This window comes from Enterococcus sp. AZ128, assembly GCF_051714485.1.
Lineage (GTDB): Bacteria > Bacillota > Bacilli > Lactobacillales > Enterococcaceae > Enterococcus_A.
In genome coordinates this window covers 1,511,525-1,528,160 of record NZ_JBIORZ010000001.1, presented here as the reverse complement: position 1 = coordinate 1,528,160, position 16,636 = coordinate 1,511,525, and the positions used below count along the sequence as shown (strand labels likewise).

Genomic DNA, 16,636 nt, shown 5'->3' with positions numbered 1-16,636 from the left:
AAAAAGAAAGGAAGAATGTATAGTGGCAAAAGAAAAGAAACAAAAAGTTGAAGAAGAGTTAGAAGATGCTGAAGCAACTGAAAATGATTCGACTGAAAAAGAAGCGGAAGACATTGATATCCCAGAAGTCTCTGAAGTTGAAGAATTAACGAACAAATTCAGCGAGATGGAAGATAAATTTTTGCGAGCTCGCGCTGAGATCGCAAATATGTCTAATCGCAATAAGAATGAACGAGAACAACTCGTTCGCTATCGTTCGCAAGATCTTGGCAAGAAACTATTGCCGGCGATCGATAATCTAGAAAGAGCTCTGGCAACTGAGGTTTCAGATGATCAAGGTGTCGGCCTGAAAAAGGGTGTGGAAATGGTGCTTGAAAGTTTAACTGTTGCTTTAAAAGAAGAAGGGATTACTGAAATTGAAGCTGAAGGTAAAACCTTTGATCCAAATCTTCATCAAGCAGTTCAAACAGTACCAGCCGAGAATGATGTAAAACCTGAGACAATTGTTAATGTCTTACAAAAAGGGTATCAGCTACATGATCGTGTTTTGCGTCCAGCAATGGTGATCGTAGCTCAATAAAATATATAAACTACTAAACTAAACATATAACGAAAAGGAGATTTTCAACTATGAGTAAAATTATTGGTATTGACTTAGGTACAACAAACTCAGCAGTCGCTGTCTTAGAAGGCGGAGAAGCTAAAATCATCACTAACCCAGAAGGAAATCGTACAACGCCTTCAGTTGTTTCATTCAAAAATGGTGAGATCCAAGTCGGTGAAGTAGCAAAACGTCAAGCTGTGACAAATCCGCATACGATTTCATCTATTAAACGTCATATGGGTGAAGCTGGCTATAAAGTAGAAGCAGATGGCAAATCTTATACACCACAAGAAATTTCTGCGATGGTATTACAATATATTAAGGGATTTGCAGAAGACTATTTAGGTGAAAAGGTTGAGAAAGCAGTTATCACAGTTCCTGCTTACTTCAATGACTCACAACGTCAAGCAACAAAAGATGCTGGTAAAATTGCTGGTTTAGAAGTTGAGCGTATTGTCAATGAACCAACTGCAGCAGCTTTGGCATATGGTTTAGATAAAACAGATAAAGACGAAAAAATCTTAGTATTTGACCTTGGTGGTGGTACTTTCGACGTTTCAATCCTTGAATTAGGAGATGGCGTGTTTGACGTATTATCTACTGCTGGTGACAATAGTCTTGGTGGGGATGACTTTGATAACAAGATCATTGACTACTTAGTTGCTGACTTCAAGAAAGAAAACGGCATTGATTTATCTAAAGATAAAATGGCTATGCAACGTCTAAAAGATGCCGCTGAAAAAGCGAAAAAAGATTTATCTGGTGTCAGCTCAACGCAAATCAGCTTGCCATTTATTACAGCTGGTGATGCGGGGCCATTGCACTTAGAAACGACACTTTCTCGTGCTAAATTCGATGAAATCACTGCCGACTTAGTAGAACGCACTAAAGCACCAGTACGCCAAGCGTTAAAAGATGCTGGTTTATCTCAATCAGAGGTTGATGAAGTTATCTTGGTTGGGGGTTCAACTCGTATTCCTGCAGTTGTTGAGGCGGTACGTAAAGAAACCGGAAAAGAACCAAACAAATCAGTAAACCCAGACGAAGTTGTAGCTATGGGTGCTGCAATTCAAGGTGGCGTTATCACTGGTGATGTGAAGGACGTTGTTTTACTAGACGTAACTCCATTATCATTAGGTATCGAAACAATGGGCGGCGTGTTCACTAAATTGATCGACCGCAATACGACGATCCCAACAAGCAAATCACAAGTATTCTCAACAGCTGCTGACAACCAACCTGCTGTAGACATCCATGTCTTGCAAGGTGAACGTCCAATGGCTGCTGACAACAAAACGTTAGGTCGTTTCCAATTAACTGATATTCCTGCTGCACCACGGGGAATCCCTCAAATCGAAGTATCATTTGATATCGACAAAAACGGTATTGTAAATGTATCTGCGAAAGATTTAGGAACACAAAAAGAACAAAAAATCACGATCAAATCTTCATCTGGTTTATCAGACGACGAAATCGAACGTATGGTGAAAGATGCCGAAGCAAATGCTGATGCAGATAAAGCTCGTAAAGAAGAAGTGGATCTACGTAATGACGTTGATGCTTTGCTATTCTCTGTTGATAAAACATTGAAAGAATTAGAAGGTAAAGTTGACGCTGATGAAGTGAAGAAAGCGGAAGATGCGCGCGACGAATTGAAAGCGGCAGTTGAAGCGAATGATATTGAAGATATGAAAGTGAAACGCGATGCGTTGAACGAAATCGTACAAAACTTAACGGTTAAACTTTACGAACAAGCAGCTCAACAACAAGCAGAGGCTGATCCAAACGCAGCTCAAGGCGGCGCGGATGATGTCGTAGATGCTGATTTTGAAGAAGTTAACGATGACGACAAATAATTGATTCGTTGATAAAGGCCAAAGTCATCGCTTTGGCCTTTTTTCTTTCAAGGTTGGTGATTCCTTTAGAAAAAAATCCAAGAAAAGTATCGTATCGATTTTGAGTGTGATACAATACTAACGATTCTATGAAATTATGGAGGGAAGCCAATGGCTACAAAACGGGATTATTACGAAGTCCTTGGGGTGCAAAAAGGCGCTTCGGATGATGAAATAAAAAAGGCATACCGCAAGCTTTCCAAGCAGTATCACCCTGATATTAATAAAGAAGCTGACGCTGAGGAAAAGTTTAAGGAAATTTCTGAAGCTTATGAAATTTTGAGTGATCCACAGAAACGTGCGGCTTACGACCAATATGGGCACGCAGGAACTGATCCAAATTTTGGAGCAGGCGGAGCAGGTGGTTTCGGAGGTGCTGGTGGCTTTGGCGGAGCAGGCGGATTTGGGTTTGAAGATATTTTTGAATCTTTTTTTGGCGGCGGAGGTTCACGCCAGGCGGATCCTAAAGCACCAAGGCAAGGCGCTGATTTACAATACTCGATCAATTTGGAGTTTGAGGAAGCCATTTTTGGTGTGGAAAAAGATATCAAGTACAACCGTGAGGAAACCTGTCATACTTGTAACGGGAACGGTGCGAAGCCAGGTACAGAACCAGAAGTTTGTCATAAATGTCATGGTTCAGGTTCGATCAATGTGGAACATCAGACACCGCTGGGACGTGTGATGAGTCGACAAACATGTGATGTTTGTCATGGGACTGGGAAAGAAATTAAAGAACCTTGTCCGACCTGTCATGGTTCAGGGCATGAAAAACGGCCTCATACAGTCAAGGTAAAAGTTCCTGCTGGTGTTGAAGATGGACAACAAATGCGTTTAGCAGATCAAGGGGAAGCCGGAATAAATGGCGGACCTTATGGTGATTTATATGTTGTCTTTAAAGTGAAACAAAGCGACATCTTTGACCGTGATGGTGGGGAAATTTATTACACATTATCTTTGAGTTTTGTGCAAGCAGCTTTAGGGGATGAAATTAATGTGCCGACTGTTCATGGAGATGTTAAACTGAAAATCCCCGCTGGAACACAAACGGGTGCTAAGTTCCGACTTCGTGGCAAGGGAGCACCAAGACTTCGTGGTAATACGAATGGTGATCAACAAGTAACAGTTAAGGTTATTACACCTAAAAACTTGAACGATAAGCAACGAGATGCTTTGCGAGCATTTGCAGAGGCTGGCGGACAAACTGTTAGTGAACAAAAAGAAGAAGGTTTCTTTGGTAAGGTGAAGGATGCCTTTGGCGGTAAGAAATAAAAATTGGAGGTCCAATCAATTCTCTATTGATTGGACCTCTTTTTTCTTTTACTATTATGTAAGAAGAGAATAAGTGTTGAAGGAGGTTCTCATGGATAAATTGGATAAATTATTTGATCGGATGACCAGAGACATGATGCATTATTTTATTGCTGGAGGGCTGGCTGAACCAGATGGCCTTATTCGCACGGTAGAATTCTTTTTAAGTTTTGTTGATAAAGGTAAACTTAGTGACAGATTAATGGATGAAGCGACTGTTAAGGATGCTCTGATTCATCATATGCCTAAACATATGCCGCTGTTTATTGACGAAAGTTTTTACGCCTATCAAATTTTGTTGGATCTTTACAGTGCTTTGTATCATGAGAAGATAATTACTGAAGAACAATGTAAAGATATGCAATATTTCATTTATCTTAATAAGACAACCTTTTTAACTCGTATGAGTAATCCGAACTATTGGTCAAAAACTAAGTTATCAATCATGGATGAGTGGCGCGAAGGGAATTTTGAGGTAGAAGATCCGTATAATGTTGAACATTACGATCTTGAAGAACCGCCGAAAAAAAATATTCCTGATAACATCTTGAATTTTCCTAAACAACATAAGGCTGAGGTCTCCAGTTATGTTATTCGTGTAGATTTAAAAGGTTTCCGGCCGCCTATTTGGCGTAGACTTCAAATTCCTTCAGGAACTTCCTATGAACGCCTTCATCGGATTCTGCAAGCAGCTTTTAGTTGGGAGAACAGCCATCTTCATGGTTTCTTCGTTGACCGTACGAAGATGATTGGTCCTAATGAATTAGAGATGTCGCAATTTGCAGAAGAGCATCGTTTGATTGATGAAGATTTTCAAGAGGGGACAAAAATCGAATATATCTATGATTTTGGTTGCGATTGGGATCATCAAATTATTGTTGAAAAAGTTGTTTTAGATGATTCTGAACGACTGAATCATGCAAGGTGCGTGAAAGCAAAAAATGACACTCCCGCCGAAGATTCACGGGGAGAAGGTTTATGGGTATCGTTTGATTTAGCTTCGATAAACGAGCGATTGGAACAAGAATAATATGCGGTTAGTAAGAGACACTTTGGTAAGAGTCTAGGATAAATTTTCCTAGGCTCTTATTTTTTTAATACTTAGGATGAACGTCAAAGTGTGAAAGCGATCGACTATGTAGATTTTTTAAAGATAATCCAAGGCTTACTTTTTTTGTGAATAAGATGTTAGAAGGCAGTCCGTCGAGTAATTTTTTATAGTTCAATTGGTGTCCAATAATCTGATTTTTTTTTCTTAGTTCGCAGCGGCAATCGTGGTCTTGTGAAAGTCCTAAGTTAAGCATTAATGTTTGTGCAGATTTTAATTCTTCTTGAGAAACGTTATCGCTCAATTTCGTATCGATAATAATCCCGTCTGGTTCTATTGTCACCGACTGTAGTTGTTTTGCCTGTGGATTTAATAAACAGGCTTGCTTTTGTTTGGAAATTGTTAGCTGCCCAATTAAAGTTGTCGGTATTTGAATTAGTGAAAGACCATCACGGTAAGTTGCTGCTACATACCCACTCAACTGACAAAGAGCCTCATTTCCCAAACCAATAATTCCATCTGTTTGAGTCATATTTTGATTATTTAAGAATTCGTAAACCAGATTTGCTGTATTGGTTGAATAAATAATGTCGCTTAAAATCAAAGTCTGCACTTCGAAACCGAAAATTGACAGGTATTGGAGTGTTTGCGCGCCATAAGTTCCAAAAGCTTCATTATCACTAATCAGAACAATTTTTTTATTTGTCCAGAGAGAAGCTGTATAACTGCCGATTGCGGAAATACCATCTACTTTAATTAAATTTTTCGGTACAGATTTCATATCGATTCCTCCAATGTTTTATTGATATTCATTTAGCATCACTACAGAAAAAAAGCTCATTATAGATTTTGAAAATCTACAATGAGCTTCATAAAATGAAAATAAAAAGCCACAATAGATTTTCATCTACGTGGCAACAAGTCAGCTTTAAAAGCTTTAGCCATCATAGATACAAACTTAAGTGTCTGTATCCATGAAACGCGAATACAAACTTATCTAAAATAGCTAAAGTAAAAATTATTCAGTTGTGCAGAGATCAAATGATTCATAATAAACGCTCCAAACTGATTTTGATTTATATTGTGGTTCATTCTAGCCGGAATTTTTGGACTTGTCAATACAAAAAAAGCAACTTCAGAATCGAAGTTGCTAATCCCTAAAGATGAAACGATGGAGACCACGATACTTTTTCTCATCCTGAACAGGTGCGTTATCGGTAATTAATAAGGCGATCATGACATAACCGATCCAACTATCACGTGAATATAAAACATACTCTGGAAGCCATTCGTTCGCGTATTTATCCTTATATTCCTTTAACCCGCCAAAAGAATAGAAGCGTGAACCAAAATTATAGACTAAATATGCGATTCGTTCTTGAGTAAAACTTTTGCGTGAAGTCCCGACATTCGCTAAAGGTGCCATACCTAGATCAAAATATTCTATTCCCATCTCATCACGCATATATTGGAATAGATTGATGAAAAGAAAATCCATTGTTCCGCTTGGGGCTTTCTCAGGACTGTGCCGCATTAAATCGATTGTCCCGATATTATTAGTATAGGTCGGCATAAAGTTTGCGAAGGCGACAATTTCTTGTTCACTGTTCTTTATAACAGCAATTGGTGCACGCTGTAGATAATCTTCCGAGAAAAAACCAAGAGAGAAACCTTTTTCTTTGCGTCCATTTAGCCATTCGTCAGAAATAACTCTCAAGTTTGCTATTGTGTCTGAAGAGAAGGGTGGTTTGATGACGTCAAAATGGTACCCTTCCTTTAGAACTTTGTTGAAGCTCGATCGTTGTCCTTTCATCTTTTTTCCGCTCAATGTAAAGTCAGGAAGATGGACATGAGCACGTTCTCCAAACTTGATAAAATCGTAACCGAACTCATGAAGAATCATAACCATTTCTTCGCTATTTTCGTAAAATACTGGTAAATAGTTATACCGATCTACTTCATTAATCAAAGCTTCTGTAGCAGCCTCAAAATCACTTCTTTTTCCTGAAGGGTCCCCCATTATCAAAATCTTGTTGTTGAAAGTAGAGAGTTGAAAGAAGACTGTATCTTTTTCACCATCATTATAGTAAAAAACTTTCTTATCATTGAGAAAAACTAATTGACTATCAGGGTTACCGCCGTAAGTCTCTAAAATATGCCGTATTCGGTTTTCGTCTAACGAATCTCCAACTTGGATTCGTTTGTTTTTTAAGAAACGAATCAATAATAGAATAATGAAGGATACAAGTAAAATCGCAATAAAACCAACAAACCAAACGCGTTCGCTAGGAAACAAGAAAAACTCAGGCAAATGATGACGGTGATGGATTTTAGGACTGTTGTACACCCCGATAATAATATACAAAATTGTTAGTCCGCCCATAATGATTCCGTCAATCGTAATCCATTCTGCAGAATAAACGAGTTGCTCTCTGAACAATTCATTTTTAGAAAAAATAACAAAAAGTAATAGCAGAGCTAGGACAAATCCAGTTGAAATTCGAAAACCAGCTACCAGTGAATACAGAAAAGTTAACGTTACAATTAAGATCGTAGGAACATAGGCTCGTTTAACCCGCGCAGAAATCCCTCGACCCGAAACGATCAATAGGAAGCCTAATAAGATCGCCGGAAAGACAACAATTACCCGAGAGTGAATCGGATTTAATCGTTGTAAAAACGGTAAACGTATGAAGGCCTCCGGGATAGTTGCAGATAAAACCAACATAATACCGGTAAAGTAAAGCAGAAATGCCTCTAGTTTATGGGCTAATTCTTTTAGCAAGCTGACTGGGATTCCTTTGTAACGCGTATTGACCGTTGTGCCAATATTTTTAAAAAATAAAATCAATCCAATAGCAAATGGGACAAGGTAATAAAAAAGTCGGAACAATAAAAGCCAAGCAACTACAGTTTCTCTAGGTGTACCTAGTGCAGATAAGCCAAAGATCATCATCAAGTCAAAACTACCAAGTTCACCAGGGATCATCGAAGCAATCCCAATTACTGTTGCAGCAATAAACAGTGGTACGACGTCACGGATGTTGATGTTTATCCCCATTAAAAAACCTGTAGAAATAAAGCTGATCAACACACCAGTCCATTCAAGAAAAGAGGTTCCGATTAGTTCTAAACGATGCGATCCTTTTAGATCACCGAGATATTCGCCTTTGCCGAAAAGACTTACACAAAATACGACTGGGAAATATAAACCACCACCAATTAACCAAATCCAGTATTGACGTAAGTACTGATTATGGTCATCAAACATCACTAGAAAAAAGGAAATCAAAGCATAAATAGATAAACCAGACATAGTGAAGACCAGAATTTTCGATAAAGCTTGGACAACCTTTTTTCCAGAAGAGTGTTTTCCATAGAATTCAGAACGCAACCCTGCGCTAACAAAACCACCAAAACCAGCGATGTTATTCAAGGTGTTTACTAACCAGCTAGTTTCAAAAATGTATAACTTTTTTGGTTTCTGTTCTAAAATGCTATTTAAAGTAAAGTCATACCCGATCATTGGTGTTACAGAAACCAAGCCAATCAAAGCCATCAGTAAAATATTCCAAATACTGATTTCATTGAAAATCATAGAAAGTTGTTCAAAAGAAATTGTTTTTGCAATATTAGACAATTCAAATATAACAATGATAATGACTGAAATTAAAAACACCATTCTGAATTTATTTAAGTGAGTTTTTAACCATTCAAGTAATTTTTCCACCAAATCATTCCTCCCCAATTAGAAATTGTAATATTTCTTGATTGAAGCGTTTTGGATTTCTTCGCGCAAACATATGTCCTTGTCCTGTGACGATTGCAAAACTTGCGTTTGGAATCGAACGGGCGATATACATCGAGTGCTGAGTTTTGATAGAATCGTGTTTTCCTACGATAACTAAAGTCGGCGCTTGAATATGATTTAGATCATCAGTTGATAAGCCGATATCTCTAAAGAGTAAACGTAAGATTGGTAAGAAATTTCGCATTCCAGTATCTATAAATGCGCCGATCCAGACGATGGCGTACTGTATGTAGCTTAAGAGATGCGGAATAGTTCTTACACCGCTAGGCACTGTATTTCCAGCGTTCAAGATTAGATGATCCACTTTGTCAGGGTAAAATCGTGCGAATACCATCCCTAGATTGGCCCCATCGCTAAAGCCTAAAAGGTCGGCGTGATCAATTTCTTCTTGCCTCATAATTTCAGCAAGGTCCTCCGCCATTAATTGAAAGCTCGTCTCTTTTTGCATATTGGTCGAACGACCATGCCCGCGACTATCAATAACATAAACGTTGAAATGCTTACTGAAACTGTTTAATTGTTTTGAAAAGTATCTCCCGCTCCCGCCATTGCCATGAAGCAAGAAGAGTGCCGGACCTTCTCCATATTTTTCGTAATAAATTTCAGACCCATCACTCATTCGAGCAATTTTTTTTTCATTTTTCACAACATCACCTACCAAACACAAGTATACCGATTTTTTTGAGTATTGCACATTAATTTAATTTTATAACGAAATGAAATCTTTAGAATGATTAATTAAATATAAAGCTGTTAAATTATGCTTTCAATAGTTCAGAGGGTTCTTGTAGTATGGATAAAGAAAAAAGAAGATAGATGGGCAGATTTTATGTTGAAAATAATTGGGAAATTTCTAAAAATGATTATCACACTTGCAATCCTATTGACGCTTATAGTGGGTGGGATTTTTGCAATTCGAACATACAAAAATACAAAAATAGTAAATAGTTATCGAAGCGACGTACAGACTTTGGCTGACCAAGCGGGTGTCGGAGATTTTACTGATGTTATTTTAGGAATTATGTACACTGAATCAAAAGGAAAAGGTACAGATTTGATGCAAAGTTCTGAAAGTGCCTATGGCAGCCGCGGGAAAATTAACAGTCAACAAGAGAGTATTGAAAATGGAATTAAGCACTTTGCGGAGAGCTACAACCAGGCTAAGGCTGCTGGTTGTGATCTAGGGACCGCGATTCAGGCCTATAATTTTGGGACAAAATATATTCAATTTGTACGTGATCGAGGCGGGAAGAATAGTGTAGAGCTTGCAGAAGAATACTCACGTGATGTTTTATCACCAGGGTACGGAAATGATCAGCAATCTACTTATCGATACATGCAAATGCAGTCAGTGTTATACAATGGCGGCTATTTGTATCAAAATGGTGGGAACATGTTTTATGCTGAAATTGTTGAAATGAATAAACGCTTCATCTCATTGTTCCAAAGGTTTCAAAATAGTTGAAATAATGAGCAGAAAGCTTGTAATAATAAAGAAGTATGCTAAAATGATAGACGTATAAGTTTGTCAAAAAAATCGCGCTGATTGAAAGATAGGTTGGGGCGGTTTTTTACAGCTGTTATCATATTTTTGGGAATTGGGGTGAGGTTTTTGGTGCAAAGAATTCCCCAACAAGTTATTGATGAGGTTCGTGAAAAAACAAATATTGTTGAAGTTATCGGACAATATGTTCAGTTAAAAAAATCCGGAAAAAATTATTTAGGGTTGTGTCCATTTCACGAAGAGAAGACACCATCATTTTCAGTTGCTGAAGATAAGCAGATTTTTCATTGTTTTGGGTGTGGCAAGGGCGGTAATGTTTATACTTTTTTACAGGAATTAGAAGGAATTAGTTTTCCAGAAGCGGTAAAAAAGGTTGCCGATATAGAGCAAATCCCATTAGATATCGAAATCTCTAATGAACCTGTCAGTCAAACATCAACAGGACAGCAGCAGTTGATTGCATTACATGAGCGAACACGTGACTTGTATCATCATTTATTGATGAACACTAAGGCAGGGGAAGCGGCTTTAACTTATCTCCATGAACGTGGACTGAGTGATGAGCTAATCAATGAGTTTAAGATCGGATTCGCTCCTAGCCAAAGAGATTTTTTGGTTCAAATTGCACATAAAGACAAAGTAAGTTCTGATTTAATGGAGCGGAGCGGGTTATTTATTCGCCGTGATGATGGTAGCTTTAGTGATCGTTTCTACCATCGAGTAATGTTTCCTTTGAACGATTTCCGAGGGAAGCCAATTGGTTTTTCTGGACGACTATTAAAAACGCAAGACTTTCCTGGTGACGATCAACCAAAGTATCTAAATTCGCCAGAAACTGAATTGTTTAATAAACGGCAAGTTTTGTTTAATTTTGATAAAGCACGTAATGAGATACGCAAGCAAGGTGAAGCAATTCTTTTTGAAGGCTTCATGGATGTAATAGCTGCTTGGCAAGCCGGTATTAAAATTGGACTAGCTTCAATGGGAACTAGCTTGACTGAACAACAAATTGCTGCGATTGAGCGTATAACAGGACAGGTTGTGATAGCTTACGATGGGGATGATCCTGGTCAAGCGGCTACAGATCGTGCGCTCATAATTTTAGATGCCCACAGTCGATTAAACTTGGCAACTGTCACTGTGCCTGAAAAGTTGGATCCAGATGAATATCTGCGTAAATATGGTGTAACTGAGTTGCAAAATTTATTACAGCATGGTCGTCAAACGCCATTTGCATTTAAGATGCTGTATCGAAAAAAGGGCTTGAACTTGGAAAACGAGTCTGATCGCTTGAGTTACTTGGAAGTTGTGATGCAAGATTTGGCGAAAGTCCAGTCACCTGTAGAACAGGACTTGTACCTAGGTCAACTAGCGAATGAGTTTCACTTAACTCGTGAAAGTTTAAAGCAGCAGTTGCAAATGGTTCGTCAAGCGCTTAGAACCGAACGGCGGCAACAGCAAGCACCAGTTTCTCCAGCACCTATTCAATCAGTTAAAAAAGTATTAACAAAAGAAGAAAAGGCTGAACAAATGCTATTGTATCGAAGTATGAATGAGAATTCGATCCGCGAACAACTAGTTCAAATGGATTTTCAATTTATTCACGATCAGTATCAAGAATTGCTTCTTTACCTAGATAGTTATATGATGGTTCATGGAAATTTTGTTTTGGCGGACTTCCTGAACTATTTAAAAGAGAATGAGATGAAGCAGTTAGTCATCGACATCTCTATGATATCCATGTCAGAGGATAGTAATGAACGAGAAATCTATGATTTAATGCGGGTGATTTCCCAATCTGGTATTGCTGAAGAAATAAAACAACGACAAAAAGAGCAGCTTGAGGCCAGAAAAAGTGGTAACCAGCAACGGGAATTAGAATTGACCGTTCAGATTATTGAATTGACGAAACGCTTGAAACAAGCCTAGAAGTGAAAGGGGCATTTATTTTATGGCAGATGTAAAAAACAAAAAAGAGTATGAAAAAGCTGTGGCAGCCTTAATTAAGGAAAAAAAACCAATGGGACAGGTGGTTTACGATGAGTTAACCAATCGTTTAGCAACTCCTTATGAACTAGGTGCAGAAGCAATGGATGAGTTAATCCAAAAGGTTGAGGATGCTGGAGTCAGTGTTGTTGATGAAAATGGTGATCCATCTAAAGCTAGTTTGAAACGAAATGAAGCAACTGCAAAAGCCGCACAAAAGGAAGATCTATCGGCCCCGACTGGCGTTAAAATTAACGATCCAGTTCGTATGTATTTAAAGGAAATTGGACGCGTTTCATTGTTGACCGCTGAAGAAGAAGTAGAACTTGCTTTGCTGATTGAACAAGGTGATCAAGAGGCGAAACAACGTCTTGCTGAGGCGAACTTGCGATTAGTTGTAAGTATTGCAAAACGTTATGTTGGACGGGGGATGCAATTTCTAGATTTGATTCAAGAAGGAAACATGGGCTTAATGAAGGCAGTTGAAAAATTTGATTACCGTAAAGGATTCAAATTCTCAACTTATGCGACTTGGTGGATTCGTCAAGCAATTACTCGTGCGATCGCTGACCAAGCACGTACGATCCGTATCCCAGTTCATATGGTAGAAACAATCAATAAATTGATTCGTGTACAACGTCAATTGTTGCAGGATTTAGGGCGTGAACCAACACCAGAAGAAATTGGTGCAGAAATGGACTTGCCGACAGAGAAAGTTCGTGAAATTCTAAAAATCGCTCAAGAACCTGTTTCGTTGGAAACTCCGATTGGTGAAGAGGATGATTCACATTTGGGGGACTTTATCGAGGATCAAGAGGCGACAAGCCCTGCTGAACATGCGGCTTCAGAAATGTTGAAGGAACAATTGGAAGATGTATTGGATACATTGACTGACCGCGAAGAGAATGTGCTACGTTTGCGTTTCGGTTTAGATGATGGCAGGACCCGCACTTTGGAAGAAGTCGGACGTGTTTTTGGTGTTACTCGAGAACGAATTCGTCAAATTGAAGCGAAAGCTTTGCGTAAACTACGTCATCCATCACGTTCAAAACAATTGAAAGACTTTTTAGAATAAACCTATCAAACTCCTCGAGAATTTTCTCGAGGAGTTTTTTGCCAGTTATGTATCACATATGGTCAGTTAAAATTTTGAAAAACTATAAATTGGGCAGTCCAAAAGTCAAATAGATTTTATTATTTTTGATTAATTCACTAGAAAATTGCTTGGAACATCCCTAAACATATGATAGATTAAAGAATATGATTGAAAAAAAGGAGCCGATTTCATTGCAAAAATGCCCTAACTGTGGTTTTGAACCAGTCGAAGGATGCACGACTTGTCCGAAGTGTGGCTTTTCACTACAGTTAAATGATCAAGAAGATATTAATGATAAAAATGATACGATAGAGTGGTCAGAACTAGCCGATATGCCTATTGAATCTGTGCAAAAAATGTTTAAGGATAACGAGGATAAGATGAAAGAAGAAAACTCAAAGAGTAAAACTGAAGAAACTCCTGAAATGAATCCGATTTTGGCACAGTATATTCGTGAGCATAAAGATGATCAGGACGAGTCAGAAAAGAATGAATCTAAAGATGCAAAAGAAGCGGACTCTATCGATATTGAAGAGAACGATGAAACAAAAAGTAATGTATCTGTTAAGGATGAGGAACATAGCTCCAATGCTATTGCAACTAAAACAGAAGTTGGTTCTGAAGAACTTGTAGATGAAACAGCGTCTGAAGCAGTTAATGAAGATGCTAGTGAGTCTGGCATTCCCACTGAAGAAGAACACTTATCTGATACTCTGGATGCCGCTGTTGATTCTGTAAATGTGGTAGAGCACACTGAAGACTTTAAAGAAGAAAATACCTCCTCGGAGAGTCAAGATTCTCAAGAAAGTCCTACTAAAAAAAATCGTAAAAAAATTTATATTACCTTAGCAGCAATTGCTGTTTTAGGAGCGGGTGGTGGTTATTATTATCATCACGAAAAGGAAGTTGAAGCACAGCGTATTGCAACAGTGAAAAAAGAAAACAAAGAGCTTGATTCAATTGAAGAGAGCATAGCAAGTTATTATACTGATGATAAAAAGACGTATCTTGCTAGTGATAAAGTGGCTCTGAATACTAGTAAAATTGCTGAGGAATTGTCGCGATATAAAGATAACAAACGTTACGATGAGTTAAAAAAGGATTATGATGAACTGGTAGATAAACAAAAAGCTGAACAATCTGTTAATCAATTATTTACAAAAGAGGCAATTAATGGAGATAAACTTGCAGACACTCCTGTTTTAAAAACTGCCGAAGCCATCAATTTGTCAATTGACACTGGAGATAAAAAATTTGATGAATTAATGAATCAAGCGATCGATAAGGCAAAAGATCAATTTACAAAAATTGAAACAGCTAAAAAAGCGGCCGATAGCTTGTTGAAGGATGGTAATGTGATTGATACAGTAAATCGTGACCAATACAATTCGGCTAACAATGCTGTCAAAGAAGTAGCAAATCAAACGCTAGTTCAAACACAAAAAGATCAATTAAGTAAAGTCGATCAGGTGTTAAAGGACAAAGAGAAAAAAGCAGCTGAGGAAAAAGCAGCGGCAGAAAAGGCGGCTCAAGAAAAAGAAGCGCAGGAAAGAGCCGCTCAAGAAGCACAAAATAAGACATCCTCAGCTAATGATCAGACAGGAGACACGAGTGGAGACGCTTATGCCTGGGCTCCGGGAGTTAAGGAGAAAGTCATTCAAACTTGTATTTCTCGCGGCTATATTGTAGAAGGCGGTTATAGCTTAGAGCCGGTTAAAGTTGAAAATGGTGAAGGATTCTACAATTTGTACGCTACTTCAAATCAGGCCTCATTGACAAAGGGATATTCAAATTCAGACTTGCCAATGTACTTAGTAACAATCAACTGTAAAACTGGTTGGTTCAAAGGTGATGGGCCGAATTAAATCAGGAAATAGAGGCTGGGGAGATATTTTCTTCCCAGCTTTACTAATGAAATATGACAATATTAAGAGGAGTAATAATGATGAATGAGCTATTAGGACAAGTTTTTATCGGATTAATCATCGATGAGAATGAAAAAATGTACTTGGTACAGAAGAATGGTGTAACATTTCGTTTGTTGAAGGATGAAGATGAAACACATCAGATCGGCGAAACTGTTGAAGGATTTGGATACGTGAATCAAAAGAAAGAAGCTATTTTTACAACCAAAGTTCCTCAGGTTCGAATCGGACATTATGCTTTTGGCGAGGTAACAGACGTCCGTCGCGATTTAGGAGTATTCGTGAATATCGGATTGGCTGACAAGGATATAGTAGTTTCGCTGGATGAAATGCCTAGCATGAAAGAATTATGGCCTAAAAAAGGCGATCAATTAATGATTAGTTTACGTATTGATGAAAAAGATCGTATGTGGGGCGTTCTAGCTGATGAAGCTATCTTTCATTCGTTGAGTCGTTCTGGAAATGCAGAAATGCAAAATGAAAACAAAAAAGGAACGATATATCGGTTGAAAGTTGCTGGCTCTTATCTAATTACTGAAGACTTTTATATTGGTTTCGTTCATCCATCTGAGCGCTATCAAGAACCTCGATTGGGTGAAATAGTGGAAGCTCGTGTTATTGGGGTTCGTCCTGATGGTGTATTAAACATGTCTTTAAAACCGCGCAATTATGAAATGATTAATGATGATGCAGCAATGATTTTGACGATGTTGGAAAGAAATGCAGACCACAAATTACCGTATTGGGACAAATCTGCACCAGACGAAATTAAAGAAGCTTTTGGTATCAGTAAAGGACAATTCAAGCGTGCAATTGGTCATCTGTTAAAAGAAAAGTTGATCGTTCAAACTGATGGCGAAATTCGTTTAAAGGTCTAATTGAGAATGTCCTTGCATAAATAAAGGCGATAAACTATAATAATTCTAAGAAAAGCAATGCAATTCTACTCGCTTGTTTGTAATTATTCTAAAATAAAAGGAGGAGGGTTCTTTTGAACGCGATCCTAGCCTTACAAAAAACAAAAAAACAATTACACGATTCTGGATTCAAGTTGACTCCACAGCGTGAAGCAACCGTTCTCGTTTTATTGGAAAATGAAAAAGACCATTTATCGGCCGAAGAAATTTACTTTTTAGTCAAAAAGAAAAGTCCTGAGATTGGTTTAGCAACTGTTTACCGTACATTAGAAATTCTTACAGAGTTGCATATTGTAAACAAAATCAGTTTTGACGATGGGTTGGCGCGTTACGATTTACGCAAAGAAGGTGCAGAGCATTTTCATCATCATTTACTGTGTCTTGAGTGCGGCAATATCGAGGAAATAGAGGAAGACCTTTTAGGTGATGTGGAACGAGTAGTAGAATCTCGTTACCAATTTTTAGTCAAAGATCATCGTTTGACTTTTCATGGCATCTGTCAAACTTGTCAGGAAAAAAAGGACGCATAGACTTTTAGC

13 protein-coding genes are annotated in these 16,636 nt (G+C 38.1%); 10 read left to right on the top strand and 3 right to left on the bottom strand.

Annotated features, from left to right (window positions below; all coding sequences use genetic code 11):
• Nucleotides 1–19 precede the first annotated feature (19 nt).
• The 4 genes from grpE to IGI38_RS07445 all read left to right on the top strand — a co-directional run bounded on the left by grpE (nucleotide 20) and on the right by IGI38_RS07445 (nucleotide 4,840).
• Nucleotides 20–580, top strand: a complete 561-nt coding sequence (gene grpE, locus IGI38_RS07460) for a nucleotide exchange factor GrpE (RefSeq protein ID WP_438730358.1) — start codon at nucleotides 20–22, stop codon at nucleotides 578–580.
• A 50-nt stretch (nucleotides 581–630) separates the two neighbouring features.
• Nucleotides 631–2,460: a molecular chaperone DnaK gene (gene dnaK / locus IGI38_RS07455; protein ID WP_438728413.1), complete on the top strand. Its 1,830-nt coding sequence runs from the start codon at nucleotides 631–633 to the stop codon at nucleotides 2,458–2,460.
• A 150-nt stretch (nucleotides 2,461–2,610) separates the two neighbouring features.
• Complete coding sequence (gene dnaJ, locus IGI38_RS07450) at nucleotides 2,611–3,771, top strand: molecular chaperone DnaJ (RefSeq protein ID WP_438728411.1); 1,161 nt, start codon at nucleotides 2,611–2,613, stop codon at nucleotides 3,769–3,771.
• Between the two features lie 91 nt (nucleotides 3,772–3,862).
• On the top strand, nucleotides 3,863–4,840 hold the full coding sequence (locus tag IGI38_RS07445) for a plasmid pRiA4b ORF-3 family protein (RefSeq protein WP_438728409.1): 978 nt from the start codon (nucleotides 3,863–3,865) through the stop codon (nucleotides 4,838–4,840).
• Nucleotides 4,841–4,904: 64 nt separating this feature from the next.
• Here IGI38_RS07445 and IGI38_RS07440 read toward each other — a convergent pair whose 3' ends face one another.
• The 3 genes from IGI38_RS07440 to IGI38_RS07430 form a co-directional block, all read right to left on the bottom strand.
• A complete protein-coding gene (locus IGI38_RS07440) occupies nucleotides 4,905–5,639 on the bottom strand; it encodes a hypothetical protein (protein ID WP_438728407.1) in 735 nt (244 codons plus the stop codon).
• Nucleotides 5,640–6,008: 369 nt separating this feature from the next.
• A complete protein-coding gene (gene mprF / locus IGI38_RS07435; protein ID WP_438728405.1) occupies nucleotides 6,009–8,588 on the bottom strand; it encodes a bifunctional lysylphosphatidylglycerol flippase/synthetase MprF in 2,580 nt (859 codons plus the stop codon).
• 4 nt (nucleotides 8,589–8,592) lie between these two features.
• Nucleotides 8,593–9,315, bottom strand: a complete 723-nt coding sequence (locus tag IGI38_RS07430; RefSeq protein ID WP_438728403.1) for an alpha/beta fold hydrolase — start codon at nucleotides 9,313–9,315, stop codon at nucleotides 8,593–8,595.
• Between the two features lie 183 nt (nucleotides 9,316–9,498).
• On the opposite strand from IGI38_RS07430, the gene IGI38_RS07425 reads away from it, so the two are divergent.
• The 6 genes from IGI38_RS07425 (at nucleotide 9,499) to fur (ending at nucleotide 16,627) form a co-directional block, all read left to right on the top strand.
• Complete coding sequence (locus IGI38_RS07425) at nucleotides 9,499–10,134, top strand: lysozyme family protein (protein WP_438728401.1); 636 nt, start codon at nucleotides 9,499–9,501, stop codon at nucleotides 10,132–10,134.
• A 147-nt stretch (nucleotides 10,135–10,281) separates the two neighbouring features.
• The gene (dnaG, locus tag IGI38_RS07420; RefSeq protein WP_438728399.1) at nucleotides 10,282–12,102 is read left to right on the top strand and encodes a DNA primase; all 1,821 of its coding nucleotides are present in this window, start codon (nucleotides 10,282–10,284) and stop codon (nucleotides 12,100–12,102) included.
• Between the two features lie 22 nt (nucleotides 12,103–12,124).
• A complete protein-coding gene (gene rpoD, locus IGI38_RS07415; RefSeq protein ID WP_438728397.1) occupies nucleotides 12,125–13,234 on the top strand; it encodes an RNA polymerase sigma factor RpoD in 1,110 nt (369 codons plus the stop codon).
• 212 nt (nucleotides 13,235–13,446) lie between these two features.
• Nucleotides 13,447–15,120 (top strand): cell division site-positioning protein MapZ family protein, encoded by a 1,674-nt coding sequence (locus tag IGI38_RS07410; protein ID WP_438728394.1) that lies wholly within the window; start codon nucleotides 13,447–13,449, stop codon nucleotides 15,118–15,120.
• Nucleotides 15,121–15,200: 80 nt separating this feature from the next.
• Nucleotides 15,201–16,058, top strand: a complete 858-nt coding sequence (locus IGI38_RS07405) for a CvfB family protein (RefSeq protein ID WP_438728392.1) — start codon at nucleotides 15,201–15,203, stop codon at nucleotides 16,056–16,058.
• Between the two features lie 113 nt (nucleotides 16,059–16,171).
• Nucleotides 16,172–16,627 (top strand): ferric iron uptake transcriptional regulator, encoded by a 456-nt coding sequence (gene fur, locus IGI38_RS07400; protein ID WP_438728390.1) that lies wholly within the window; start codon nucleotides 16,172–16,174, stop codon nucleotides 16,625–16,627.
• Nucleotides 16,628–16,636 lie beyond the last annotated feature (9 nt).

Coding starts and splice junctions, on each gene's coding strand:
- dnaK (WP_438728413.1), top strand. CDS start 631: ATGAGTAAAATTATTGGTATTGACTTAGGTACAACAAACTCAGCAGTC.
- dnaJ (WP_438728411.1), top strand. CDS start 2,611: ATGGCTACAAAACGGGATTATTACGAAGTCCTTGGGGTGCAAAAAGGC.
- IGI38_RS07445 (WP_438728409.1), top strand. CDS start 3,863: ATGGATAAATTGGATAAATTATTTGATCGGATGACCAGAGACATGATG.
- IGI38_RS07440 (WP_438728407.1), bottom strand. CDS start 5,639: ATGAAATCTGTACCGAAAAATTTAATTAAAGTAGATGGTATTTCCGCA.
- IGI38_RS07425 (WP_438728401.1), top strand. CDS start 9,499: ATGTTGAAAATAATTGGGAAATTTCTAAAAATGATTATCACACTTGCA.
- rpoD (WP_438728397.1), top strand. CDS start 12,125: ATGGCAGATGTAAAAAACAAAAAAGAGTATGAAAAAGCTGTGGCAGCC.
- IGI38_RS07405 (WP_438728392.1), top strand. CDS start 15,201: ATGAATGAGCTATTAGGACAAGTTTTTATCGGATTAATCATCGATGAG.